Origin of the sequence: Bradyrhizobium sp., assembly GCF_027307225.1 — a bacterium.
GTDB lineage: Bacteria > Pseudomonadota > Alphaproteobacteria > Rhizobiales > Xanthobacteraceae > Bradyrhizobium.
This window is the reverse complement of the sequence record NZ_DAHUXJ010000146.1, coordinates 1-25,046: the sequence shown is the minus strand read 5'-3', so window position 1 is coordinate 25,046 and position 25,046 is coordinate 1. Positions and strand designations below refer to the sequence as shown.

At 61.5% G+C, this 25,046-nt stretch carries 25 protein-coding genes; 8 read left to right on the top strand and 17 right to left on the bottom strand.

Features of this window, described 5'->3' with window-relative positions:
* Positions 1-152 precede the first annotated feature (152 nt).
* Positions 153-1,271, bottom strand: a complete 1,119-nt coding sequence (locus M6D32_RS24430) for a DUF2336 domain-containing protein (protein ID WP_298261152.1) — start codon at positions 1,269-1,271, stop codon at positions 153-155.
* A gap of 68 nt (positions 1,272-1,339) precedes the next feature.
* Entirely contained in the window at positions 1,340-2,488 is a 1,149-nt protein-coding gene (locus M6D32_RS24425; protein ID WP_298261150.1) for a GGDEF domain-containing protein, read from the bottom strand.
* Between the two features lie 353 nt (positions 2,489-2,841).
* On the opposite strand from M6D32_RS24425, the gene M6D32_RS24420 reads away from it, so the two are divergent.
* The 4 genes from M6D32_RS24420 (at position 2,842) to M6D32_RS24405 (ending at position 6,573) form a co-directional block, all read left to right on the top strand.
* The gene (locus M6D32_RS24420; RefSeq protein WP_298261148.1) at positions 2,842-3,411 is read left to right on the top strand and encodes a sigma-70 family RNA polymerase sigma factor; all 570 of its coding nucleotides are present in this window, start codon (positions 2,842-2,844) and stop codon (positions 3,409-3,411) included.
* Entirely contained in the window at positions 3,408-4,106 is a 699-nt protein-coding gene (locus M6D32_RS24415) for a hypothetical protein (protein ID WP_298261147.1), read from the top strand. The genes M6D32_RS24420 and M6D32_RS24415 overlap by 4 nt, the downstream gene beginning before the upstream one ends.
* Positions 4,107-4,138: 32 nt before the next feature.
* Positions 4,139-5,746 (top strand): S8 family serine peptidase, encoded by a 1,608-nt coding sequence (locus tag M6D32_RS24410; RefSeq protein ID WP_298261145.1) that lies wholly within the window; start codon positions 4,139-4,141, stop codon positions 5,744-5,746.
* Between the two features lie 251 nt (positions 5,747-5,997).
* Positions 5,998-6,573: a TIGR03809 family protein gene (locus tag M6D32_RS24405; RefSeq protein WP_366145860.1), complete on the top strand. Its 576-nt coding sequence runs from the start codon at positions 5,998-6,000 to the stop codon at positions 6,571-6,573.
* Here M6D32_RS24405 and M6D32_RS24400 read toward each other — a convergent pair.
* Complete coding sequence (locus M6D32_RS24400) at positions 6,570-7,940, bottom strand: TIGR03808 family TAT-translocated repetitive protein (RefSeq protein ID WP_298261143.1); 1,371 nt, start codon at positions 7,938-7,940, stop codon at positions 6,570-6,572. The genes M6D32_RS24405 and M6D32_RS24400 overlap by 4 nt on opposite strands.
* A 135-nt stretch (positions 7,941-8,075) precedes the next feature.
* Here M6D32_RS24400 and M6D32_RS24395 point away from each other — a divergent pair, with 135 nt between their 5' ends.
* On the top strand, positions 8,076-8,996 hold the full coding sequence (locus M6D32_RS24395) for a DUF3800 domain-containing protein (protein WP_298261141.1): 921 nt from the start codon (positions 8,076-8,078) through the stop codon (positions 8,994-8,996).
* 19 nt (positions 8,997-9,015) lie between these two features.
* Here M6D32_RS24395 and M6D32_RS24390 read toward each other — a convergent pair whose 3' ends face one another.
* From M6D32_RS24390 to M6D32_RS24335, 12 genes are all read right to left on the bottom strand, one after another.
* On the bottom strand, positions 9,016-9,678 hold the full coding sequence (locus M6D32_RS24390) for a pyroglutamyl-peptidase I (protein ID WP_298261139.1): 663 nt from the start codon (positions 9,676-9,678) through the stop codon (positions 9,016-9,018).
* Positions 9,675-10,661 (bottom strand): methylmalonyl Co-A mutase-associated GTPase MeaB, encoded by a 987-nt coding sequence (gene meaB, locus M6D32_RS24385; protein ID WP_298261137.1) that lies wholly within the window; start codon positions 10,659-10,661, stop codon positions 9,675-9,677. The genes M6D32_RS24390 and meaB overlap by 4 nt, the downstream gene beginning before the upstream one ends.
* Before the next feature lie 28 nt (positions 10,662-10,689).
* Positions 10,690-10,950 (bottom strand): HepT-like ribonuclease domain-containing protein, encoded by a 261-nt coding sequence (locus M6D32_RS24380; RefSeq protein WP_298261135.1) that lies wholly within the window; start codon positions 10,948-10,950, stop codon positions 10,690-10,692.
* Complete coding sequence (locus M6D32_RS24375) at positions 10,951-11,265, bottom strand: nucleotidyltransferase domain-containing protein (protein WP_298261134.1); 315 nt, start codon at positions 11,263-11,265, stop codon at positions 10,951-10,953.
* 34 nt (positions 11,266-11,299) lie between these two features.
* Positions 11,300-13,456: a methylmalonyl-CoA mutase gene (gene scpA / locus M6D32_RS24370; RefSeq protein ID WP_298261132.1), complete on the bottom strand. Its 2,157-nt coding sequence runs from the start codon at positions 13,454-13,456 to the stop codon at positions 11,300-11,302.
* 42 nt (positions 13,457-13,498) lie between these two features.
* A complete protein-coding gene (locus M6D32_RS24365) occupies positions 13,499-13,963 on the bottom strand; it encodes a GFA family protein (RefSeq protein WP_298261130.1) in 465 nt (154 codons plus the stop codon).
* Positions 13,960-15,831 (bottom strand): methylmalonyl-CoA mutase subunit beta, encoded by a 1,872-nt coding sequence (locus tag M6D32_RS24360; RefSeq protein ID WP_298261128.1) that lies wholly within the window; start codon positions 15,829-15,831, stop codon positions 13,960-13,962. Before M6D32_RS24360 ends, M6D32_RS24365 begins: the two co-directional genes overlap by 4 nt.
* A 69-nt stretch (positions 15,832-15,900) precedes the next feature.
* Positions 15,901-16,392, bottom strand: a complete 492-nt coding sequence (gene folK, locus M6D32_RS24355) for a 2-amino-4-hydroxy-6-hydroxymethyldihydropteridine diphosphokinase (protein WP_298261125.1) — start codon at positions 16,390-16,392, stop codon at positions 15,901-15,903.
* A 55-nt stretch (positions 16,393-16,447) separates the two neighbouring features.
* Positions 16,448-16,816, bottom strand: a complete 369-nt coding sequence (gene folB, locus M6D32_RS24350) for a dihydroneopterin aldolase (RefSeq protein ID WP_298261122.1) — start codon at positions 16,814-16,816, stop codon at positions 16,448-16,450.
* Positions 16,813-17,670 (bottom strand): dihydropteroate synthase, encoded by an 858-nt coding sequence (gene folP, locus M6D32_RS24345; protein WP_298261120.1) that lies wholly within the window; start codon positions 17,668-17,670, stop codon positions 16,813-16,815. The genes folB and folP overlap by 4 nt, the downstream gene beginning before the upstream one ends.
* A gap of 96 nt (positions 17,671-17,766) precedes the next feature.
* Positions 17,767-18,174 (bottom strand): DUF4332 domain-containing protein, encoded by a 408-nt coding sequence (locus M6D32_RS24340; RefSeq protein WP_298261118.1) that lies wholly within the window; start codon positions 18,172-18,174, stop codon positions 17,767-17,769.
* A gap of 23 nt (positions 18,175-18,197) precedes the next feature.
* Positions 18,198-18,563: a DUF2267 domain-containing protein gene (locus M6D32_RS24335; protein ID WP_298261115.1), complete on the bottom strand. Its 366-nt coding sequence runs from the start codon at positions 18,561-18,563 to the stop codon at positions 18,198-18,200.
* Positions 18,564-18,895: 332 nt separating this feature from the next.
* On the opposite strand from M6D32_RS24335, the gene M6D32_RS24330 reads away from it, so the two are divergent.
* The 3 genes from M6D32_RS24330 to M6D32_RS24320 are packed head-to-tail and all read left to right on the top strand — an operon-like array spanning position 18,896 to position 23,239.
* Positions 18,896-20,449, top strand: coding sequence for a helicase HerA-like domain-containing protein (locus M6D32_RS24330; protein WP_298261113.1), 1,554 nt, complete (start codon positions 18,896-18,898; stop codon positions 20,447-20,449).
* Positions 20,450-20,497: 48 nt separating this feature from the next.
* Positions 20,498-21,796 (top strand): glycosyltransferase family 87 protein, encoded by a 1,299-nt coding sequence (locus tag M6D32_RS24325; protein ID WP_298261111.1) that lies wholly within the window; start codon positions 20,498-20,500, stop codon positions 21,794-21,796.
* 42 nt (positions 21,797-21,838) lie between these two features.
* A complete protein-coding gene (locus M6D32_RS24320; RefSeq protein ID WP_298261109.1) occupies positions 21,839-23,239 on the top strand; it encodes a M20/M25/M40 family metallo-hydrolase in 1,401 nt (466 codons plus the stop codon).
* Positions 23,240-23,280: 41 nt separating this feature from the next.
* Here M6D32_RS24320 and M6D32_RS24315 read toward each other — a convergent pair whose 3' ends face one another.
* Together M6D32_RS24315 and M6D32_RS24310 are read right to left on the bottom strand one after the other, a co-directional pair.
* Positions 23,281-23,697, bottom strand: coding sequence for a hypothetical protein (locus M6D32_RS24315; RefSeq protein ID WP_298261107.1), 417 nt, complete (start codon positions 23,695-23,697; stop codon positions 23,281-23,283).
* Positions 23,698-23,889: 192 nt separating this feature from the next.
* Positions 23,890-24,669, bottom strand: a complete 780-nt coding sequence (locus M6D32_RS24310) for a class II aldolase/adducin family protein (RefSeq protein WP_298261105.1) — start codon at positions 24,667-24,669, stop codon at positions 23,890-23,892.
* Positions 24,670-25,046 lie beyond the last annotated feature (377 nt).

Genomic DNA, 25,046 nt, shown 5'->3' with positions numbered 1-25,046 from the left:
CATGGCCTCTCGACCTTTGGGCGTCAGGGGGGCATTCTTGTGGGTGTCCATTCGGTTCTCCGCGAATCGCTGGTGGTTTGGCGACTTCAGAGTTCCCGGTCAGGGCCGAATGGACAACCTCCTGAAAGCCCACATCTAGCGATGCGACCGGCTCAGGCCGCAGGCGGCGTTGCGGTCTGCTGCATGCGGTGGAAGCGAAGCACCTGCTGCGCGGTCGAGGGACGAAGCCGCTCATAGGTGGCCTTGCAGCTTTCGAGATCGGACGGCTCCTTGCCGGACAGTTGGTCGCGCATCTTGATGATCGATCTGACCGTCGGCCATGACATTCCGGAAATCTTGGCGAGGATCATGACCCCCTCAGCTCGGGTCTCCACCATCATGTTCTCGGCGATCGAAACCGAAACACTGGCGAGAGCGGCAATGGCAGCGTTGGCTTCATCGAACTTGCCCGCATCGGCAAATGCGGCCACCTGATCTTCGTCCAGACGGCCGTCGTCGTACAGCGATTTGACCAGGGCGTGCGCGATCGCGGTTTCCTGGCTCATCGCCGATGGCGCGGAGCGCGCCAACCGCGTCGCTTCCCGTACCGCGTTGGATACTTCCTGCGCCATCGGCTGGTTTGCGGCTTCGAGTTTTGCCCGCACCATTTCCGAAGCCTTGGCGATCAGCTTCAGGTAGACGTGGCGCGGAATGTTGGGGCGCAGGCCGACGCAGGTTGCAATGCCGTCGTTGCCCTCAGCGCGGTTGACGAGCCGGGTATAGCCGCGCTCGGAAAATTCGGCTCCGGGGTTGCGGACGACGCTTTGAACCACTTCGTCGTTGCCACGCTGGACCAGCACGTCCGTGACGGCGCCGCTCAAAACCTTGCGGGTCGAAATCGCCATCAAATGGGCCTGGCTCTTGTTTTGTGCGGTCTCGATCAGCGCATCGTCGTCGAGGCGTTCGGATTGAGACAGCACAGGCGCGGCAACTTCGATCAGGTCGTCGAACGCAAGCGCACGGACGGTCAGCGGAGGGGCGCGGTCGATCGGCGCGAGGCGATTGGAAAGCAGTGCCTTGGCGGAAATTTCGATGTGATGCATCAGGCACTGGAACACGTCGTCAAACAAGGCGATCTGATCGTCGGAAAATTCGACGGCGCCGCTGATGAAGAGGTCCGTGACCCGGCGCAGTGTTTCGACGCGGCGCGCGACGGTTCCGTGGGCCAGTGTGTCTTGCAATTCGTCAAGCAGGCCTTCGGAGGTGGAGACGGATTTCAAATTCAAACTCATGACTCTGTCCTGGAGTAGCTGTCGTGCGGACCCGCGGCGTCTTCGGCCTTGGGGATGAATGATGGAAATCAGGCGCTTGCGATGCGGTCGCGTCCCTGTGCTTTGGCCTTGTAAAGCGCGCTGTCGGCGCGGGCGAGAAAGCTGTCCGCGGTTTCGTTCGGATTGAGCGAGGCAACGCCGGCGGAAACGGTCACCCGCATGCCGGGTGAGAACGCGCTCCAGTCGAGATCGGCAATGATCTCCCGCAACCGGTCGAGCATGCGCGCCGCAGTCTCTCGCGGCGTATCGGGAAGCAGCAGCAGGAACTCCTCACCGCCATAGCGGCCGAACCGGTCGACGGCGCGGATATTGGCGAAGACCGTGATGGCGAATGTCCGGAGCACTTCATCGCCGATCGGGTGGCCATAGGTGTCGTTGATCCGTTTGAACCAGTCGAGATCGATCAGCGCGATGGAGCAGGGCGCATCGACGCGCTGGGCCCGCGCGATTTCGTCGTCCAGGAAACGCATGATGCGGCGGCGATTGAACGAGCCGGTGAGATCGTCAAGTTCGGCGAGTTCTTCGATACGCTTGTTGGCTTCCTTCAGCGCAAGCCCGCTCTTGTAGAGCGAATCACGCATCGCGCTGGAGAAGATGCCGATGAACATGCAGCGCCCGATGGTGAGGATGAACACCGTCATGGTCACGAAGCGTTCCAGATAGGTCTGATGGGGCAGCGAGATCGGCTTGTCCGTCAGCAGGAACAGCCCGGCAAGGCCCAGCGCCATCGCCGTCCAGACCACCGCTGTTTGCCAGGGCGTCGCGCGCAGCGAGCTGAAGGCAAATACGACAAACAGCGTGCACAGGAACATCGCGCCCACTTCCGGCGCGATATAGGTGAACGCCAGCATGATGATCATGCTGACGATTGATTGGGGAACGACGAGATAATGGTCCCGGAAGCGCTCGGTGATCCCGGCTTCCGACAGCGCGACATAGCCGGTCACCGACAGAAGACCGCAGATCGCGAACGCCGGACCAATGGTCGCCGATGTGGTGCCGGCGTGGGCATAGACGAGCAGGATAATGGCATCGACGACGTAGCTGGCGCCGATCATCCCCTGCATCTGCCGCCGCTGCCGCGACCGGCGCGAAAGCGCATCGGCCGTCAGCTTTTTGCCGACGCCGCCTGGCGTTTCCGCCGTCGGATTCAAAACAGGCGACGCAGCGATTCCCATAAATTCGCCGATGATGAAAGCAATCGGTCGGAATCTACGAGGCAAAGCCTTTAGGTTTGGTATCTTTCAGGATGAAATCTGACCCCGAAGGGCTTGCTTGACCCTTGTTCGGACGGGAAAAATCGGATTTGCGCGCGTTGCGGGCCACTGTGATCGCCGGGCAAAAGGCGCGGCCAAATCCGAGAGCCGAGACGTATTATAGTACCGAGACCGGCAACGCGTCAAATGGTGGTAAAGGCTTTTCCGTGCGGGAAATCACAGATTGATCTGCGCTACTGCTTTAGCTTGAAGAATCTTGCGTTTCCGATCGAACCACCCGCCTCACTCATTCGACCAACCTTGCGAGACGGCCATTGAGCGCGACACCGGCTGCTTCGGACGCCACTCTGATCGCTCGGATCGCCCAAGGCGACCGGCTCGCGATGCAAGTGCTGTATGGACGCCATCACGTCAGGGTGTTCCGGTTTGGGCTCCGGCTCGTTCGGAACGAACAGGTTGCCGAAGACCTTATCAGCGAAGTTTTCCTGGATGTGTGGCGGCAGGCCGGGAAATTCGAAGGACGGTCCGCGGTTTCAACCTGGCTCCTGGCCATCACGAGATTCAAGGCGCTGTCGGCGCTCCGACGCAAGAAAGATGCGGAGCTGGACGACGAGGCTGCCGGCGCCATTGAGGATACGTCCGACGATCCCGAGGTGAGCGTACAGAAGAAGGATACCGGTGAAGCGTTGCGTAAGTGCCTGGGCCGTCTATCGGCCGAGCATCGGGAGATCGTCGATCTCGTCTACTATCACGAGAAGTCCGTTGAAGAAGTCGCGGGAATTATCGGCATACCGGAGAATACCGTGAAGACCCGCTTGTTCTACGCACGCAAGAAACTGGCCGAACTGCTGAAGGCAGCGGGCATAGAGCGAGGCTGGCCATGATGGCTGCGAGCAAAAAGATCGTGGAGCAGGAACCCGGCGAGATCGAATTGCTGCTGCCTTGGCACGCGGCTGGCACGCTGAACGCGCGCGATGCCGGCAAGGTCGAGGATGCGCTTGCCCACGATCCCGAACTTGCCCGGCAATATGCCGTCATCCGTGAGGAATATGCCGGAACGATCGATCTGAACGAAAGCCTGGGGGCGCCGTCGGTGCGCGCCATGCAGAAGCTGTTTGCCGCAATCGATGCGGAGCCGGCGCGGAAGCCGGGCGCTTCCTCGAACTTCGCGGCGCGGTTTGCCGCGCTGTTTTCAAACCTTTCGCCGCGGACACTGGCATGGTCCGCCAGCCTCGGCGCGCTCGTGGTCGTTTTGCAGGCGGGCGTGATTGCCGCGGTGCTGATCGATAATCGGCCGTCCACGTTCCAGACTGCGTCATTGAGCATGAACGAGCCGACCAGCCGCGACCTGTCCGCCGCGCCGCCGCCGCGCGCGCTGGTGCGGTTTGCGCCGGATGCACGCATCAGCGACGTGACGGGGCTGCTTGACAAATATCAGGCCTCGATCGTCGACGGTGCCAGGGGTGGCATGTTCCGCCTGCAATTCGCCAACGCCGCGATGTCGAAGGACGAGTTCGCAAAGCTCCTGAGCCGATTGCAGAACGAGAAGATCGTCAGTCTCGCCGTGGCGACGCCATGAGCGAACCGGCGTGCTCTTAGGTCTCAATTCACATGAGCCGAACTGGAGATACATGGCGGCCGCGAAAACCAGCCGCGACGCTGTCGTTGCTGGCCGAGCTATTGCTGCTGGCCGGGTGGGGCGCCACGCCGGCGTCAGCGCAGAGCATCATACGCTCGCCCAATCTCAACATTTCCTCGCGCGCGCCGAACCTCGATCGAGGCCCGCACATCATGATCAATCCGAATCTCGGCGGCCGTGCCGTAACTGGATTGAACGGAAACGGCTTTCGCATTCAATCGCCCTGCATCGCGGCCGATCGCGACAGCGGCAACTGTTCGGGCCAGGTGGCCGGCAGCAACGGCCGCAAGACGAAAAGCAGGACCGCGAGTTCGTCGACGGGCGCTTCCCTTGCCTCGCGCGCGATTGCCAACGAGATCGTGGCCGAGATCGATGGCGCCTTGTCCGAAGGGCAAGCCGACGCGCTGGCTCGGCGCCACGGCCTGCGGCGGATCGAATCCCGGAATTTTGAACTGCTCGGGGCGACCATCGGGCTGTTCCGCGTCACCGGCCGCAAGACCCTCGAGGCCGCAAGCCGGGAGTTCGCGCAGGATGGCAGCGTTCGCTCGGTTCAGCCCAACCTCCGCTACGCCCTTCAGGACCAGAAGGCAGGCGAGGGCGACGCGGCGCAATATCCGCAACTAAAGCTGCGTCTGACGCAGGCCCACGCGCTTGCGGAGGGCGCCAATGTCACGGTTGCCGTGATCGATTCCGGCGTCGATTTCAAACACCCCGAATTTGCCGGCGCGGCGATCACGTCTTTCGATGCGCTCGGCAGCAAAGACGGTCCCCATGCCCATGGCACCGGCGTTGCCGGCGCCATCGTCGCGCATGTGCGTTTGACGGGAAGCGCGCCTGCGGCGCGCATTCTGGCGATCCGCGCCTTCGGCACCTCAGGCAAACGGGTGGAGAGTTCCTCCTACGTGCTGCTCAAGGGGCTCGATCTTGCAGCAGGCTACGGCGCCCAGATCATCAATATGAGTTTTGCCGGTCCGAAGGACGGGCTGGTCGGGCGCGGCCTTGCGGCGCTCGCCGCCCGCAATGTCGTGCTGATTGCGGCCGCCGGCAATGCCGGCCCCAAATCGCCACCGCTTTACCCGGCAGCAGATGCGAATGTCATCGCGGTCAGCGCAACCGATTCCCAGGACAAGTTGTTTGCGGCCTCGAACCGGGGCAACTACATCGCTGTCGCGGCGCCGGGCGTCGACATCTTCCTCCCCGCGCCGGACGACAAGTACCAGGTCACTTCGGGCACCTCGTTTTCGTCAGCCTTCGTCAGCGGCCTTGCCGCGCTGATGCTGCAGCGTAATCCGGCACTGAAGCGGGAGGAGTTGCGCGCGATCCTGACGAAAACGGCGCGCGACCTCGGTCCGCCCGGTCCGGACGATCAGTTCGGGGCGGGAGAGGCAGATGCCTTTGCCGCCGTTTCGGCGGTCACTGTTTCGCCGATGCCACTTGCCGCGGCCTCCGAGAAACCGGCTGCGCCCGAAATGCCGGAGGCCGAACCCGCGCCAACCAGCGAGCTTTCGACGCCGACCATGGCGGCCGACAAGCCCACAGGCGACGAATCCCGGCGGGACAGGGGCCAAACCAGGCCCTGAACAGCGTCAATCCGCTCGCGCGGACGTGAAGCCAAGCGGGCGAAATTTCTTAACGGCCGTTGAACGCCCGCCGCCTTTGCCGCGACCCATAAGCGTGGGGAGCGATCATCCCTCCCCAACAGCTATATCTGGCGCGAGCGCCCATCCACCCCAAGCGCCCATATGGCTTGACCCGTCCGGTTGTCCCCCCGGACGGGTCTCTTATTTTCAAGGCGGCTCGACGCGGCGGTCTCCGGCGCCGTTTCGGTTGCATGTCGCTGGACATTCTTTGGGTTTTCCACAAAATATATTGGTTACTTCGGCTGATTCGTTCCGGTTGCGTCCGCGTCTTTCCTCTTGCGGGCAAATTTATGGCATCTCAACTGGACGTGGCCAAAGGGCGCGAGATCGTTGCGCGCTGGTGCAATCTCGCCGAGCGTCGGCTCGAATATCTCACTGAACTCTTCGAAACAGGGCGCTGGCGCCGGTTTCACAGCGAGCAGGGCTTCCTCGATAACCTCCGCGAGGCCAAGGCCGCCGTCGAAACCTGGCGCGATCTGCTGTCGCGTGAGGCCTCGCGCGACAACCGTGCGATCGACTTGTCGTGGATCGCCGGCGGCCGAACGGCGCCGCCGCGGAACGAATTGCGGCGCAGTCCGGCACCGTTGCCGCGGATGGCGGACGTTCCGATTCTTCCGCCGCAGGAGATCGTCTCAATTCTTGCTGCGGGTGGCGACACTGTGAGCGATGTACCTTCCGCCCGGCCGCTGCCAGCGGATCCCATCGCGGCCGTACTGGATGTAGCGCCGGTCGCCGCGCGCTACCCGTTGCTTCGAAATACCTTCTAGGGCACTTTTCGCACGGCGTTCGCGCCGACGGTTATTTGCGCGAATTGCGGCGCGCCTTCGGTGGTGAGATCCGGCGTGATCGGCCGCGCATGATCAAGGCCGACCACCGCGCCGCGCGGGGTCTCCGAAATCATGTTGTTGTTGACGAGCGCGGCGCCGGCGCCCGGCGTCACGGAAACGCCGATGCCGGCAAGCGCTTTGCGGATCACGTTGCCGGTGATCGCAACGTCACGCAGATATTTACCCCAGCCCGCAACGATGCCGATCGACGGCGCATTCTCTATGACATTGCCCGTCACGCTGGTATCGGCCTCGACGTAAATGCCGATGCCGCCGCCGTCGTCCGGCGCGGTTCCGATCGGCCGCTTCGCCAGCAGATTGCGGATGATGTTGCCTTGCACGACCGCCAGCCGTCCGCCTTCGTTGAAGTTGCAGACGGAAACCCCGAGCGCCGCGCCATCCACGATGTTGTTGGCGATCACGGCGCCCGCGAAGGAAAATTCCGAATAGAGCGCGACCTCGCGCACATCCGTGATGCTGTTGCCGGTGATCTGGATGTTGGAGGAAGAATTGCCGCGTACGGCCGAATAGTCGCAGTTCCTGATGCGATTGCCGCGGACAATCACATTGCCGGCACGAAATGCGTTGATGGCGTTGCCATACTGGCCGGAGCCACCTGGCCCCGCCTTGATGTCCTCGAGGCGGTTATCGGCCACCAGCGTGCCGTCGTCGCCGATCGATGTGCGCAGGATTTCGATGCCGTTGTCGTTGGTGTCCTGGATCGTGTTGCGCGTGACCGTCAGGCCTTGCGCGTCAAATGACGTGATCGCCGTGACGGCGATCTTGGTAATCGTATTGCCGCTGACATCGCCTGCGACATTTTCCAACCAGATGCCGTTGCCGCCGCTCGCTGTGATTTCGCAGCCGGTGATGCGGATGTCATGGCCGGAAAGGCAATGCACGAGACCGCGGCGGGACGGCAGCGGGATATTGCCGCCGTCGAGGACGAGATTGGCGAGGCTGACGTTGCTCGCGCCTTCGCCCGTGAACATCGACGCCCCACCGCTGAAAACGAGGCGCGTTGCACCGTGGACGCCAACCAGCTGCGCGCCATTTGGAAGGTGAAGCGCGCCGGTGCGATAGACGCCCGGCGGCAAAGCGAGGGGTGTCTGCCCGCGGGCGGCTTCGTCGATCGCGCGCTGCAACGTTCTGGTCTGGTCGTCGGGGTTGCCGGGGCGAAGGCCGTATTGCGTCGCATCGCGCCCGAGTGCTGACGTCAGTCGGGCTGCCATTGCCCGCGGCGATATGGCCAATGCCCCCGCGCCGGTGGCAGTTAACCCGAAGAGATGGCGACGATTGAGCGGCATATGATTGCTTGGCCCCGGCCTATACATGCCCGCATTCGCGGGTCTCACAGGTAGCAAGAAATTGCGCCGTTAGCGGTCGCGCGCTCGCGCTCGTGAAGTTGATTGTTTGCGGTAGGGTTAATCCGGTGCGGATAGATGGGAAAAGTTGGGGGACGAGACCCGAATGCCGCTCTCTTCGATCCGCTTTTGTCTTATGATCAATCCAACCATTTGTTGTTTTGGTTAATCATGCTTCAAGCTCACATTGATGATAGCGGTTGGGACGGTAAGTCGCCGGTATTCGTACTGGCAGGTTATGTTTCCACTACCGAGCGATGGCAGACGTTTTCGGAAGAATGGCAGCACGTTCTATCTCAGGAGAAACCGCGTGCCCTTGCTACTTTCAAAATGAAGCATGCGGTACAACTGAAAAATCGAAAGAGCCCTTTCTACGGATGGTCAGAAAAAGACCGCGATAATCGATTAGTTGAGCTTACGAAGGTGATCAAACGCAACGTTATGCACGGCTTCATATCAGTCGTTCCGATTGAACCTTATCAGCGCATCATGACCGGTAAATTCAATCTTGAAGCGCTTGATCGTCCATATTTTCTTTCCTTCTTCGGTGTGATGACGGCACTCCTACATCTGACCAAGCACCTCTATGCTTCTGACAAAATTGAATTCATTTTCGATACTCAAGACAACGAATCTCGGTGTGTTTTGATGAAGGAATACGAACGATTTATATCTCTTGCGCCTAACGGAATGAAAGAACTCGCATCTGGTTTTCCTAGGTTTCAAAAGGACGAGGATACATTGCCGCTGCAAGCTGCCGATATGATCGCCTGGCATGCCCGGCGTTACTATTACGATCAATATGCAGGTAAGGACCCGACGAAAGAGCCCTCAAACGTGTTCTTCGCAAATCTATTTGAGCCAGAACACGATATATTTGACGGTTGGACCGAAGAAAAAATTCAACAAGCTGCGATCGAACTGAGGAAGAGTTCTTGGAACGGGACAATGCGCAATGGAATCGCCATGACTCTTCCGGACCCGTCTTCGCTGTATTAAGTTCTAGTTGTGCTCCTTTTCAGGATGCTGTCGGCCTTCTGACTGCCTGCCGTGTCAGCCTTACCATTTCCAACAGCATGGCTTCGCCGGCATCGACCATTTCCTCGAAGCCAACCGCAAACGTTGGAACTTTCTGCTGCGAAACGCCGCGCGGAAACAGAGGAATGTGCACGAAAGCGGCGAGGCAGGGACCGTTCTCCCGCTGGGTTGCTTCGATCGCACGCCAGCTCAAATAGTTGCAGAGATAGCTGCCGGCGTCACGGGAGATACGGGCATCGATGCCCGTTGCGAGTGCGGCGCGCAACAGCTTGTCCGTGTGCGGACCGAACATCATGGCGTCGTCGTCACCTGCGATCGACCCCCTGCGCGGCTTTGACCGGCCCGCGTCGGGCCACAGCGTCGTGACCGCATTGCGCGCGCGAGTCTCGACCCGCACATGCGCGGTGCGCGAAGCCAGCCCGAACATCAACAGCGCGTGGGGACGATGTGACGCGAGCAGTTTAGGCAACTCGCGATCGACATCCTTGTAGGTCACCCGGAAGATATGCCCGATCAGTTCGATATCGCTCAAGGAGGGCCGTCGCAGCCGCAACAGACGCGTGACCAGCGGTTCCGTCGGGTTAAATGGCGCGCCAGGGAATGGACCGAAGCCGGTAATTAGCATTCGCAGGCGATCGTTCACCGCAGCATCTCCGCGATCTGTTCGGCGGCAAGCGCCGGTGAAACGCGCCCCCCCGCGACTTCGGCTTCAATCCGTTTCACCTTGGCGCGCACCGAAGCATCCGAACGCAGCCGCGCCATGGTCAGCTGCTCCAGCATCGACCACATCCATTTCACCTGCTGCTGCTGACGTCGACCTGTAAACTCGCCCGAAGCATTCATCGCGGTGCGGTGATCCAGAATCTTCTGCCACAGCGTCTCGACGCCGGAACCGGTCAAACCCGAATAGGTCACGACCGGCGGCTGCCAATGCTCGGAACGAGGCGAAAGAATGTGCAGCGCGCCGCGGTATTCGGCCGCCGCGAGATTGGCGCGTTTGACGTTGTCGCCATCGGCCTTGTTGATCGCAATCATGTCGGCCAGTTCAACGAGGCCTTTCTTGATGCCCTGCAATTCGTCGCCGGCGCCGGGCAGCATCAAGGCCAGGAAAAAGTCGGTCATGTCGCACACGGCGGTTTCGGACTGCCCGATGCCGACGGTTTCCACCAACACGACGTCGAAGCCGGCCGCCTCGCAGAGCAGCATCGCCTCACGCGTTTTCGCCGCGACACCGCCGAGCGTGCCGGAAGTGGGCGAGGGACGGATAAAGGCGCTGTCGGAGGCTGATAGCCGCGCCATCCGCGTCTTGTCACCGAGAATCGAGCCGCCGGTACGGGCCGAGGAGGGGTCGACCGCAAGCACTGCGACCTTGTGGCCGCGCTCGATCAGGAACATCCCGAGCGTATCGATCGTGGTCGATTTGCCGACGCCCGGCGAGCCGGTAATGCCGATGCGAATGGCCTTGCCGGTGTTGCGCAACAAGGCCTGAACGAGCTCGCGCGCGGCCGCCTGATGATCGCTCCGCCGGCTTTCGATCAGCGTAATAGCCCGTGCCAGCGCTGCTCGATGGCCCGAGCGGAGGTCCTTGGCAATGGTTTTGATGTCGGGAGCCTTGATGCTGGTCATTGTCGTTTTCGAGCGTGAATGTCTATCGTTAGCTGGATGCCCGAATGCGACGTTGGACGAAAGATCTTAGCGGCGGATGATGATCTTGCACGATCTCCGGCGTCTCTCTCTTGACATCATCAGTCAGCCGCCGTGCGGCTTCACGGATCACTTCCAGATATCGCTCCGTCGCCGTGCGGCGCGTCTTGTCAGCGGTGAACAGATCAAGGTTGCCGCCGGCGAGCATATCTTCGATTTCGGTGATTGCTTCGAGAATATCTCGCAGCCGGTCTTCCACGGTCGGCGGCATTCAGAATACCTCGATCATATCGTCGGCGATCCGCTTCGTAATGCGCGGCTTCAGCAAACTCCGCATCGATATCTGGGTTTGAAGGCCGGTCGCGTCCTCGATCAAATGCATTACTTTGAACAGGTCAAACGCTGGCAACGCTCCGCGGGGAACAGTATCGACGAGAATATCGAGATCACTGTCTGGCCGTGCGTCGCCCCGCGCCCGTGATCCAAAAACGGCGAGCCCGATCACGCCCTCCGCTCTGATCGCCGGCGTGACCTCGTGTAGCTTGGCGATAATCTCTTCCAAGGTGATGTCTGCAACGTCGCTCATGACAAAATGCTAGCACAATTGCCTGAAAAGCGCGCTACTCCGCTGCCTCGCTGTGCCCCAATCGTGCATTCAGCTTGCGGATCAGTTCTTCGGCGGCGTCGGCGATCACGGTGCCGGGCGGATAGATCGCCTCGGCACCGGCCTTGTAGAGTGCGTCATAGTCCTGTGGCGGCACCACGCCGCCGACGATGATCATGATGTCCTCGCGGCCCTCCTTCTTCAGCGCCGCCTTCAGCTCTGGCACGGCGGTCAGATGCGCTGCCGCCAGCGACGATACGCCAAGGATGTGTACGTCGTTCTCGACCGCCTGGCGGGCGGCTTCTTCGGCGGTCGCAAACAGCGGCCCGATATCGACGTCGAAGCCGACGTCGGCAAAAGCCGAGGCGATCACCTTCTGGCCGCGGTCGTGGCCGTCCTGGCCGATCTTGGCGACGAGAATGCGCGGCCGTCGCCCCTCGGCTTCCTCAAACGCATCGATCAGCGCCTGCACCTTCTCGACGCGGTTGGACATGGCGGATGCCTCCCGTTTGTAGACGCCGGTGATGGATTTGATCTCGGCGCGGTGCCGGCCGAACACCTTCTCCATGGCATCTGAAATCTCGCCGACGGTCGCCTTGGCCCGTGCCGCGTCGAGGGCAAGCGCCAGCAGATTGCCATTGCCTTCGCCGGCGCTGCGCGTCAGCGCCGCCAGCGCAACGTCCACGCCGTTCTGGTCGCGCTCGCCTCGCAGTCGCTTCAACTTGTCGATCTGCAATCGCCGGACGTTCGAATTGTCGACTTTGAGAATATCGATCGGCGCTTCGTCAACCGGCTTGTACTTGTTGACGCCGATCACCGCCTGCTTGCCGGCATCGATGCGGGCCTGCGTCCTGGCGGAAGCTTCCTCGATCCGCAGCTTGGGGACGCCGGCCTCGATCGCCTTCGCCATTCCGCCAAGCGCTTCGACTTCCTCAATGTGGCCCCAGGCCTTTGCCGCAAGATCGCGGGTGAGCCGTTCGACATAATACGAGCCGCCCCAAGGGTCGATGATGCGCGTGGTGCCGCTTTCCTGTTGCAGAAAGAGCTGCGTGTTGCGCGCAATCCGTGCGGAGAAATCGGTCGGCAGCGCCAAGGCCTCGTCGAGCGCATTGGTGTGCAGCGACTGGGTATGGCCTTGGGTCGCCGCCATGGCCTCGATCGTGGTGCGCATCACGTTGTTGAACACATCCTGCGCCGTCAGTGACCAGCCCGACGTCTGGCAATGCGTGCGCAGCGAGAGCGAGCGCGGGTCTTTCGGACCGAACGGCTTGAGCAGTTTGGCCCACAACAGCCGCGCGGCGCGCATCTTGGCGACTTCCATGAAGAAGTTCATGCCGGTCGCCCAGAAGAACGACAGCCGCGGCGCAAAGCGGTCGACGTCAAGCCCGGCCTTGAGCCCGGCCCGCAGATATTCGACGCCGTCGGCCAGCGTATAGGCGAGCTCGAGGTCCTGCGTCGCGCCGGCTTCCTGCATGTGATAACCGGAGATCGAGATCGAGTTGAACTTCGGCATCCGCTGCGAGGAGAAGGCGAAGATGTCGGAGATGATCCGCATCGAGGGTGTCGGCGGATAGATATAGGTGTTACGCACCATGAACTCTTTCAGAATGTCGTTCTGAATGGTGCCCGACAATTTTTCCGGCGGAACGCCCTGTTCCTCCGCCGCGACGACGAACAGCGCGAGAATCGGCAGCACGGCGCCATTCATGGTCATCGATACGCTCATCCGGTCGAGCGGAATGCCGGCGAACAGCGTGCGCATGTCGTAGATCGAGTCGATCGCCACGCCCGCCATGCCGACATCGCCCGCGACGCGCGGGTGATCGGAGTCGTAGCCGCGATGGGTGGCAAGGTCGAACGCGACCGAAAGGCCCTTTTGCCCGGCGGCGAGGTTGCGCCGATAGAAGGCGTTGGAATCTTCGGCCGTCGAAAAGCCGGCATATTGCCGGACCGTCCACGGCTGGTTGACATACATGGTCGGATAGGGGCCGCGCAGGTAGGGCGCGATGCCGGGCCAGGTGTCGAGGAAGTCGATACCAGCAAGATCCGCCTCGCCGTAAGACGGCTTCACCGGAATGCCTTCCGGCGTGAGCCAGGGCTCCGCGTTGCCGGCGGGTGTGGCAGTCGCAACCGGCTCGAATGCGACATTAGCGAAGTTCGGTATGCGGCTCATGGCTGCCATTCTATCACAATCTGGTCCCTGGGCGCGCGGCGGCTAGTCATGATCGGGATGCTGGTGGCTGACGATGGTGGACAGCTTTTGCTGGCCGTAGTTCTGCAATGTGGTCTGGCTCGGCAGGTTTGCGATCGCGACCACCCAGCCGAGCCGGGATTCGCTGCCATATTGCCGCACAGGAACCAGCCGGTCCGGCTTGTCGAAGGTGCCGGTCAGGATCTCGATGCGCGGGCCGTCGATGCGACGGAAGCTCAGCGGCGTGCCGCAGTCCCGGCAGAAGTCGCGCTCGGCGATCGAAGATGAGCGGAACGCGGCCGGCTGGCCGCGGGTCCAGGCGAAATTGCTCTTTTCGACTTCGGCAAAAGAAGCGAACGGAGCGCCCGCGGCCTTCTGGCACATCCGGCAGTGGCAGATGCTTACCTTGGTCGGCGGCGTCGACAAGGCGAAGCGAACAGCGCCGCATTGGCACCCGCCCGAAAGAACAGATTTCACCGCCTCTGTCATGCCGTCTCCGTCAGCCGATAGGCTTGCTGCAGGACTGCCAGCGCGTCGCTGCCGGCGAAGATGAAATCGCCGACACCGGCCGCGCGCAAAGCGGATTGCTGCTGGCCTCCGCGGCCTGCCAGATAGATAAGCTTTGCGCCGGCTGCTTGAAGGGCCCTCGCAGCCACTTCTGCCTGTTCGGCATAGACCTTGTCGGATGAACAGATGCAGGCGAGCGCGGCGCCGGAGGCCTTGAACGCGGCTGCGAGCGCCGCTGGATCGCCAAAACCTTCCGATCCTGACGCCTCGATGCCGCCGGTCTCGAACAAGCTTTTGGCGAAGGTCGCTCGCGTCGTGAAATCGGCCGCCGTGCCGAGATTGGCGAGGAAGACCTTGGGCCTTGCTCCCTTGGCTTTCAGGATTTCGTCGGAACGGTCGCGCAAACGTTCAAAGGGCGCGCCGAGCCGCATTGGCGGCAACGCGTCGAATTTGAATGTGGCTTCGCCATAAGGCGCAAGCTCGACCGGCTTGACGTCAAGAACGGCGACTTGCGCCTCGTTCAGGTTTGGGAAGGCGCTGGCGCCGGTCAGGACGTCCTTGCGCCGGGCAATATTGGCTTCACGCGCCGCGCGAGTGGCGGCGACCTTGCGCTGGATCAGATTTTGCTCGAGCGCGGCAAAGGCACCGCCCGCGTTTTCGATCTCCTGGAATAGCGCCCAGGCTGCCTGGCATAGCGCCTGCGTGAGGCTTTCGATGCCGCCCGAGCCGGCCGCAGGATCGGACACTTTCGCAAGATTGGATTCTTCCAGGAGCACAAGCTGTGTATTGCGCGCGACGCGTCGCGCGAATGCCTCCGGCAATCCGCGCGCAAGCGTATGCGGCAGCACGGTGATGGCGTCCGCCCCGGCAAGCCCCGCCGCGAAGGTCGCCATCGTCGCGCGCAGCATGTTCACGTAAGGGTCGCGCTGGGTCAGCATGCGCCATGCGGTTTCGGCGGCGACGAAGGCCGGCTTCGGTTCGAGGCCACATGCACGTTCAAGGCGAGCCCACAGCAGGCGTAGTGCGCGGAATTTAGCGATCGTCAAAAACTGGTCGGCGTCTGCGGCCAGGCGGAACGCGATCGCCGAGCGCGCGGCTTCAAGATCGATACCGCCATCTTCCAGCATGCGTAAGTAAGCTACCGCCAGCGAAAGTGCGAACGCCAGCTCCTGCGCTTCGGAGCCGCCTGCGTCATGGACCGCGCGACCATCGGCGAGCACGAACGGCCCGCGAAAACCTCGCTTCATCAATCCGCCGACCACGCCGGCAAACGGCTTTGCCATCTCGCTCCAGGCCGCCGGGGCGTGGCCGCGCACGGCCATCGTGCTCAGCGCCTGATAGTTGAAGCGCAGGTCGATCTGGGCCGGATCGATGCGGCGCTCCTCGATCAGCGCAGCCAGCGTCTCGCCGGCATTTCCCCGGCCAACCACCGGATGGATGGCGATCGAAATCCCTGCATCCAAGAAAATGCCATCAAACAATCGTTTCAGGGTGTCGGGCGTGGCGTCGGGGATGCCAAACCCGCGCGCTCCCGATCCGCCGGCAAATTCGATCTCAAGTCCGTTCGCACCGTTCTCGAGATCATGGATGGCCTGCGCATTGGCAGCCTTCGGATCGGGATGATCGACCCGCTGCATGACCCGCCAGGGGGCAGCCGCGGGCCGGCCGGCGATCGGAGCCATGTTGCGGCCGCGCCGGTAGATCGGCTCGATTGGCAGGCCGTCATAGGTCTTGCTGACCAGTTTTTCGAACGGCGCGCCCTTCAGGACGCCATCCACCAACTTGCGCCAGTCGTCATAAGTCGCAGGCGCAAAACCTGCGGCCAGGGTTAGGTCATCGGGTGATGTCATTTCGGAAGGCACCATCATGGACACCGAAATTGCCACGAGCGCGCCGCCAAGCCAAACGGTGTTTTGAACTCAGGTAGCGTCGGGAAGCCGTTCGATTCCGTCGGTGGACAGCTCGGCCAATGCGGATGCGATGCTGCGGCCGCCGATCACGCGGTCTGGCGACATTTCCGCGAGCGGCACCAGCACAAAGGCCCGTTCGAACAAACGGGGGTGGGGCAGGGTCAGTTCCGGCCGCTCGAGCGAAACGTCCTCATAGGCGATCAGGTCGAGATCGAGCGTGCGGGGTCCCCAGCGTCGTTCGTTCTGGCGATCGCGACCGAATTTGGTTTCGATCTTTTGCAGCGCGAATAGCAGTGCGTGGGGATCCAGGGGGGTATCGATCTCCATGCAGGCATTGACGAAGGGGGCCTGCTCGACGTCGCCCCATGGCGGCGTAGCGTAGTCGGAAGAGCGCGCCAGAAGGGCTCCTTGCGTCATGCCGCATATATTGGCGATCGCCTTTCGGAACGTGGCGCGGACGTCGCCAACATTGCCGCCGAGCGCGATCAGGGCATGCGCCATCAGAGCATGATCCGAACAAGTGGAAGGCTGGTATTCGAATCGGTCATGCCGCGCGTCAGGGCTTCCGCGTGCGGGTCAGGATCACACCGACGTCGTCAAAAATTGCCGCAATCGGCGCATGCGGCTTATGGACGGTGACCTTGACCGCGCTGATCTTCGGAAAGGCCGTCAGCACAGCGTCGGCTACGGCGCCTGCCGCGCGTTCCAGCAATTTGTAATTGACGTCCTTGAAGGCCGCGGTCGCGGTCGCCACCACGTTCGAATAGGAGACGGTATCGGCCAGACGGTCGGTACGCGAAGACTCCGAGAGATCGGCTGACAGTTCGAGGTCGATGACAAAACGCTGTCCGACTTCGGTTTCGTGATCCATCACGCCGTGGCGCGCATGGATGACGAGGCCGGTGATGAAGATCGTGTCGCTCATTCCCTGTCCCAGATGGCTGAGGCTACGCGCAAGGCTTGCAGGGTTTCCGCAACATCATGGGTCCGGATAACCTGCGCACCGGCTTTTGTGGCGATCAGATGTGCAGCGATGGAGCCGCCGAGCCGCCGATCCGGCTCGGACGGTGAAACCGTGGCAATGAAGCGCTTGCGCGACGCGCCGACCAGAAGCGGCAGGCCGAAGCTCTTGAACTGGTTCAAGCGGGCCAGCACCGTGATGCTTTGCTCTTGCGTCTTGCCAAAACCGATGCCTGGATCGAGCGCGATGTTTTCGCGCAAAATGCCGGCTTGTGAGGCAATCTCCAGCGAGCGCGAGAAGAACTCGGTAACATCCTTCATGATGTCGATGCCAGCGTCGGCGCGATCGCGGTTGTGCATGATCACGACCGGGCAATGCCGCTGTGCAATCAGCCCGGCCATGTCCGGATCGCCCTGCAGGCCCCAGACATCGTTGGCGATAGTGGCGCCGGTTTCGAGCGCCCAGGCGACAACGACCGGTTTCATGCTGTCGATCGACACGGGAATTCCGAGTGAGACGACATCGGCCAGGATTGGCTGCAAACGGCGCATCTCTTCATCGGCGGAAATTGGCTGCGCACCGTATGGCCGGGTGGACTCGGCGCCGATGTCGATGATGTCCGCGCCCTCAGTAGCCATGCGCTTTGCCTGGGCGAGGGCATCTGCCGGCACGATGAAGTGTCCGCCGTCCGAGAAGGAATCCGGCGTGATATTCAATACCCCCATCACCAGCGGATACGGTCGGGACAGGCGTTCCGGCCAGGTCCGACGATCCACCAAAGGTGCCGCGGGGGCGGTTCCGGACGAAGTCGCGGTCATGCGGTCGCTTTGCGCGGTCGGGGCCGGGGTGTCAAGGGACCGGTAGCCGCGCCGCCCCGGCGGCCGGGGTGATCGCGCCCGCTTGAAGACGTGCCTTTAGTACGTAATTTTGGGCTGAAGCTTGCGCGCCTTGGCGATCAGCTGTTCAACCGACTTTTCGGAAGGCATGACCCGCACAAGTTTGCGCCTGACGTTCACTTCTTTCATGTTCTGCGCCAGGCGTGCCGGATTTCGCAGCGCGAGTTCGCGAACGGTCGGAACGCCGGCGGCGCGGACCAAGCCGACCTTGGCCCGACCCATACCGGGTATCCGCATGTAGTCGGAAAAATTGGCCCATTCGAGCAACTGCTGTTCGCTGATGCCGGTCTTGGCCGCCAGCGCCTTGCGGCCTTTCACCGTGCTTGCCGCTTCCAGCAGGCGGGCCGTGGTGCGAATGCCCAGCGTCTTTAATTTGGCGGCTGCGAAGGAGGGAAGGCCTTCAATCTCGGAAATAGGATATGTCATGATTTTTCGATCGGAAATCTACTTCAAGCGAATTGGCTGAGGCCGGGCGTTCCTGCGATGATCGCGCCCATTTGATCTTCGCCGATTTTGTCTCGACCAAACCGGAAAAGTTCACGTGCGATGTTTTGGATGTCGCCGGCGCCAAGCCCAAGCCCCATCAGCCGCGTGCCGACGGCCATCAGGCCGCCGCCCATCAGCCTGGCCAGACCACCGCTGTTCTCCGACGCGGAGATCGCGGCTTCGGCTCCGGGAATCTTGTCGATCAGGGACTGGACCTTGTCGGAAGGGCCTTCGTTGCGAAGGTAGCCAAGAATGATGCCGATGGTTTTTTCGGCCACGGCGTCTTCGACGCCGGCCTTGGAGGCCAGCCAAGCTGTCAGTTCGTCCATTGCGCCCCGTCCTCAGCCAGCTTATTCCGCCGGATCCCCATTTGAGATTTATCTTGATCTTCTGCGGGACGAAATACAAGCGATCACGACGCGTGCTGATGTGAATCGCAGGGCGAGTGTTGCAGCAATGCAAGGGCGAGCGTCGGTTTCTCGCATTGTCTGAGAAGTTTTGCTGCAAACTTGATGATGCGGGGCCGAAAAACCGGCCGAATGTGCCTCGAACGGAATGCGTTTTCATTCCTTGTTCGTTCGTTCAAGGTTTCAATCGGCTTGCAACATGCAATATAAGTGCGGTGTTGGACTGCGCCTTGAGGTGCACAAGAGGCGATGCGATGGCAACACCGGATAACCAGACAGTGGATACGGCCGAGAAGATTTTTATCGGCAAGGGCGAGCAGTCGGCGTGGCTGACGCTTGCGCTGGCTAACCGGCACGGGCTCGTGACGGGTGCAACCGGCACCGGAAAAACCGTCTCTTTGCAGGTGATGGCCGAAGGATTTGCCCGCGCCGGCGTTCCCGTGTTCGCGGCAGACATCAAGGGAGACCTTTCCGGGATCTCGGAAGTCGGCGAGGCCAAGGACTTTATTCTCAAGCGGGCCGCCGATATCGGGCTCTTGTTCCAGGTGGACCAGTTTTCGACGGTGTTTTGGGATGTGTTTGGCGAGCAGGGGCATCCAGTGCGCGCCACCGTCTCGGAGATGGGACCGCTTTTGCTGTCGCGCATGATGGATCTGAACGATGTCCAGGAGGGCGTGCTCAATATCGCTTTCCGCGTCGCGGACGAGCAAGGATTGCTGCTCCTCGACATGAAGGATCTGCGCGCAATCCTGTCCTTCATCGCCGAGCATGCCGGCGAACTGACGACACAGTACGGGAATGTCTCGAAGCAGACCGTGGGGACCATTCAGCGTCAGCTTCTGGTGCTGGAAAACCAGGGCGGTGACAAGTTTTTCGGCGAACCGGCGCTTGACTTGAAAGACTTCATGCGTACCGACCGCGATGGCCGGGGCATGGTCAATATTCTGGTTGCGGACCGTCTGATGCAAAGTCCCAGGCTGTATGCGACGTTCCTGCTCTGGATGCTGTCGGAACTGTTCGAGCAGTTGCCCGAGGTTGGCGATCCTCCCAAGCCAAAGCTCGTGTTTTTCTTCGATGAAGCCCATCTGCTGTTTAATGACGCGCCAAAGGCGCTGATGGAAAAGATCGAACAGGTCGTGCGGCTGATCCGCTCGAAGGGCGTCGGCGTCTATTTCGTCACGCAAAATCCGGTCGACGTTCCCGACAAGGTGCTCGCGCAGTTGGGAAACCGTGTACAGCACGCGCTCCGTGCCTTCACGCCGCGCGACCAGAAAGCCGTGGCCGCAGCGGCACAGACTTTCCGGCCCAATCCGAAGCTTGATACGGCCCAAGTGATCACGCAACTCGGCAAGGGCGAGGCGCTGGTGTCGTTTCTGGAAGGTAACGGCATTCCGGCCATCGTCGAACGCGTCATGGTGCGGCCGCCGACCGCGCGCATCGGACCGATCACGCCGGAGGAGCGCAGGACCATCATCGACAACAGCCCCGTGAAAGGCAAATACGACACTGCAATCGATTCCGAATCCGCTTACGAGGTCTTGCAAAAGCGGGTCGCGGGCGCGAGCGGCGCAGGCGGCGGAATCCTGGGGCAGATCGGCGGCATCGTGGGGACGATTTTCGGCGCCAACACGCCCCGCGGCAAATTGTCCACCGGCCAGTTGGTCGCGCGTAGCGTCACGCGCTCGGTGACCAACAAGGTCGTGGGCGGCGTGGTGGCCGATCTCGGCAAGTCCGTCGGCGGCTCGCTCGGTGGTTCGATCGGCCACGCTATTGTACGTGGTGCACTCGGCGGGCTGCTGCGCAGGTAAGACTCGATACGGCGTGATTGCTTTTCAACTTTCAGAAAGTGAGGCGTTTTGAGACTCCCGTCCTTGCGAGCGCCGCTCGATATCCTTTTCCTGATCTGCTGCTTCATCCTGACGGCCGACGTTCTCGGCCCCGAGATCTTCGGACACGGGAAAACGAAGGATTATCCGCTCTGGTTCTGGGCCGGGCAGCAGATCTTGCATGGAGGCGATCTCTATCCGCGCGATCCTCACATCTCGTTCCCCTTCCTGTATCCGCCGCCGGCGGCGATCCTGCTCGCGATCCCGGCGTCCTTCGGAAAAATTCCGCTCTATCTTTGCCTTTCGCTGCTGAACGCCGCCGCATGGTGGATCACAGCACAGCTTTCGAACGCGATGACGGGCGATGGCAAGGTCGCACCTCCCTGGCTCGCGGCCTTGCCCTCGATCGCCATGATCTCATTCACCTTCGACATGTTCGATCTCGGTCAGCCTAATCTGGTCCTGCTCGCCCTGATGCTATCGGGGTTCTGGCTGTTGCAACAGGAACGGCCCTTGAGCTCGGGAATCCTGTTTGCGCTGGCAACGGCGATCAAGGTTTTTCCGGTTGCCGTGCTGCCCTATCTCGTCTGGCGGCGGCAATGGAAGTCGGCTGCGACCATGATGATTTTTCTGGCGGTCCTGGTGATTGCCATTCCGACGCCGATACGCGGCTTTCAGCACAATCTCTCCGAACTAAAGACCTGGTACCACGGAATGGTCGGATCGAGTTCGGAAGCGGGATTTGGACAGCGCGACGACCAGAACTGGTCGTGGATGAATCAATCGCTGATCGCATTGACGCATCGCTTGACGCGTCCGGTCGACTACAATCAGGACAATCCGAATAAGACGCCGGCCTACATGAATTTGCTCGATCTCGATTTCAAGACTGCCAACTGGGTCGTGTTGGGCATCGCGGCTGTCATCGGCGCTGGCTTTATCGGGGTGATGCCACCGATGTCGCGCCGGACGCCGCGGTCTGACGCCGAGGAACTCGGCCTCCTGTTTTGCCTCATGACGGTGGCCTCGCCGCTCGCGCGCCAATATTACTTCATATGGTTGTTCCTTCCGCTGACCATTCTGGTGCATCGGGCGGCCTATGATCCCCGCGACGCCGCGCGCAAGGGCACTTGGGCCGCATTGGCGGTCGCGGGCGCCCTGTTCGGCCTGGCGCTGCCGTTTTTTCCGCACGGCTTGCAGGCGCTTGGGAATAATTTCCTTGCCACCGCCGTGCTTGCCGGGGCGCTGGGCTGGCATCTCCTGCATCCTCTCGAGGACAAGGCTGTGCCGCAGGCGGGCTCCTTGTCCGCATCCAGCAGCCTGCCGTAGATCTAAAGGCCAGAAACGCCGTCAACTGAAGGAAGATCGGAAATGTCCGACGCCGCACAACTTCAAGAAGTTCTCGACCGCATCGATGCGGATTTCGACTCCAGCCTCGAGCGGTTGTTCGCGCTGTTGCGGATCAAGTCGATTTCGGCCGACCCGGCCTTCGCCGCCGATTGCAAGGTGGCGGCCCAACATCTGGCTAAGGATATCGCCACGCTGGGATTAAGCGCTGAAGTACGGCCAACCGACGGCCATCCGGCCGTGGTCGCCAAATCCAACGGAAAATCGGGCGGCGGGCGGCCGCATGCGCTGTTTTATGGTCACTACGACGTCCAGCCCGTCGACCCGCTGAACCTCTGGCATCGGCCGCCGTTCGACCCGGTTGTTGCCGATCACGCGGACGGCCGGAAAATTATCGTTGGACGCGGCGCTGAAGACGACAAGGGACAGCTCATGACCTTCGTCGAGGCGTGCCGCGCCTGGAAGGCCGTGACGGGGTCGCTGCCGATCGACCTGACCATCGTCATCGAGGGCGAGGAGGAGGTCGGTTCGAAAAACTTCGTTCCGTTCCTCGAAAAGAACAAGGCAGACCTGAAGGCAGACTATGCGCTCGTATGCGATACCGGCATGTGGGACCCCAATACGCCGGCGATCACGACATCGTTGCGCGGGCTGGTCTACGAGGAGGTGAAGATCAAGGCTGCGAACCGTGACCTGCATTCCGGCATTTTCGGCGGTGGTGCGCAAAACCCGATCCGGGTCCTGACCCGCATTCTCGGCGGCATTTTCGATGACAACGGGCGCATCACGATTCCCGGCTTCTACGATGGCGTCAAAGAAGTGCCGCCTGACGTTCTGGAGCAGTGGCGCAAGCTCGATTTGACGCCCGAAAAATTCCTCAAGCCAATCGGGCTCTCGATCCCGGCCGGCGAGAAGGGACGTCTGTTGATCGAACAAGTCTCGTCGCGCCCGACCTGCGACGTCAACGGCATCGTCGGCGGCTATATCGGCGAGGGGTCCAAGACCGTGATCCCGGCGGAAGCGTCCGCCAAGGTCTCGTTCCGCCTGGTGGAGGGACAGGATCCCCAAAAGATCCGGAACGCATTTCGTGACTACGTCGCGGCGCGGCTACCCGGCGACTGCCGCGCGGAATTCACCGATCACTCCAATGCTCCCGCCGTTGCACTCGACTGGAACATGAAGCCGCTCGCGGCCGCCCGCCGTGCACTGGCGGAGGAGTGGGGCAAGGACGCGGTGCTGATGGGGTCGGGCGCTTCCATCCCGATCGTGGCCGATTTCAAGCGCACGCTCGGTCTGGACTCGCTGCTGGTAGGCTTTGCGCTCGACGACGACAATATCCACTCGCCGAACGAGAAGTACGACCTCAGAAGCTTCCACAAGGGCATTCGTTCCTGGGCGAGAATTCTCGCCGCGCTGGCGGGATAGATCCGTCGCGTCAGGTGCGACGGCCCGATGCCGGGCGGCGGTTATTGCTTTGCAGCGTCGTCCATTGCCCGTCGCAGCGCTTCGGCGGCCTCGGGATGGCGGCGGTAGTAGTCGCACGCGCCGGGCTTGGCCGCTCGCTCCAGGCCCTCCTGTTTCGCGGCTTCCACGAGTTCCTCGTCTTCCTTCAGATCAAACACCGCCTGGTCGCGTATATTGGCGAGTTCGGCGTCTCTGCGGTTCACTGACCGGGTGCCGGCATCGCGCGGCAGAACCTTGCAGCCGACGGCAAAATAGACGTCCTTCACGCGGCTCACGAACTTTGCCCGCCGCTCCAGATATTTCTGTTTGATTTTGGCCGAGAGGCTCTGCTTGGGAGGATCGGTCTGCTGCGCCGTTGCCGGGGGCGAAACCGCAGCCAGCGCCACCGCAATGGCTACGACGATGATGCGTATTTTCATGGCTTCTCTCCGACGGCCGTCATCCCAAAGAGCCGGAGGTCGCGTTCGCGCAGCAAGCAGTTGATGCCGCACTACGCAGCCCAATCCGGGCAGCCGAACCGCTGAATATGAAAACGCCGCTCGGAATTGAGCGGCGTTTGATTGAACGTGCAGAGGTATATAAGAACATCTTACACGGGATTTTCCGGCTTTTCAATTCCGGTAGCTCGGGTCGAGGCGATCGAGCTTGCGCAAGAGCGGCGGCCATACCAGCATCGTTGAGCGCAGTTCGGCCCGCTCGGGGTTGTCGAGCAACCGGGCGTTTTTGTCGATGACGTCAGGATCGACCGGATAGGCGGTGGGCCCCAGCATCCGGGTGCGCACCTGCATGGTGCAGGCGCGCTCGAGGTGGAACATCCGCTCGAACGCCGATGCAACCGAGCGGCCGACCGTCAGCGTCCCGTGATTGCGCAGCAGCATGTGATTTCTGTCGCCGAGATCGCGCTGCAGGCGCGGGCGTTCGTCGTGGTCGAGCGCGATGCCCTCGTAGTCGTGATAGGCGAGATCGAAGGTCACGAGCTGGGCGGTCTGATTGAGCGGCAGCAATCCTTCCGCGGAGCTTGCGACCGCGGTGCCGTCAGGCGTGTGCAGATGGATCACGCAGCCAGCGTCCTCGCGAACCTCATGGATCGCCGAATGGATGGTGAATCCGGCGGGATTGATGTTGTACTGACTCTTGGTGAGCAGGTTGCCGTCGAGATCGACCTTGACCAGGCTCGAAGCCGTGATTTCATCGAACATCAGTCCATAAGGATTGATGAGGAAATGATGTTCGGGGCCAGGCACGCGCGCGGAGATGTGGGTGTCGACCAGGTCGTCCCAGCCGTAATAGGCGATCAGCCGGTAACAGGCCGCCAAATTGACGCGCTGTTCCCACTCCGCGTCGGTCATTCCGGATGGGGCTTCCTTCAAACGAGCTTCCGCTGGCGACATCGCCTTCTCCTGTTGATCGCTAGTGCGGCGAATTTTGAAGTTCCTATCAGTTTCGCCGTGAGTTCGTTATGGGAACTTCAAATTCAAAGCCGCTACTCAAAACAATAAGTTGCTAGAGCTCCTTCGATTCCGAAGTTCGCATCGGAGTGGCCGCAATAGCTTGCGAACTTCGGAATCGGAGCTCTTGCGGCAAGCGTAGTCGCAGCGCCCGGCAACGGCAAGGCGCGTTACGGGTGGTGTCAGTAGCGCGTGATCTGTCGCCTGTTTGTAGCTCGTGAAGTGTCGTGTTTTTAGTGCCCTGGAACAAAGGGGGCACGATGGGCACGGCATCCATTCACGAGGGTGTACGACGGATGCGGTTTTCGGATTTGCTGGAT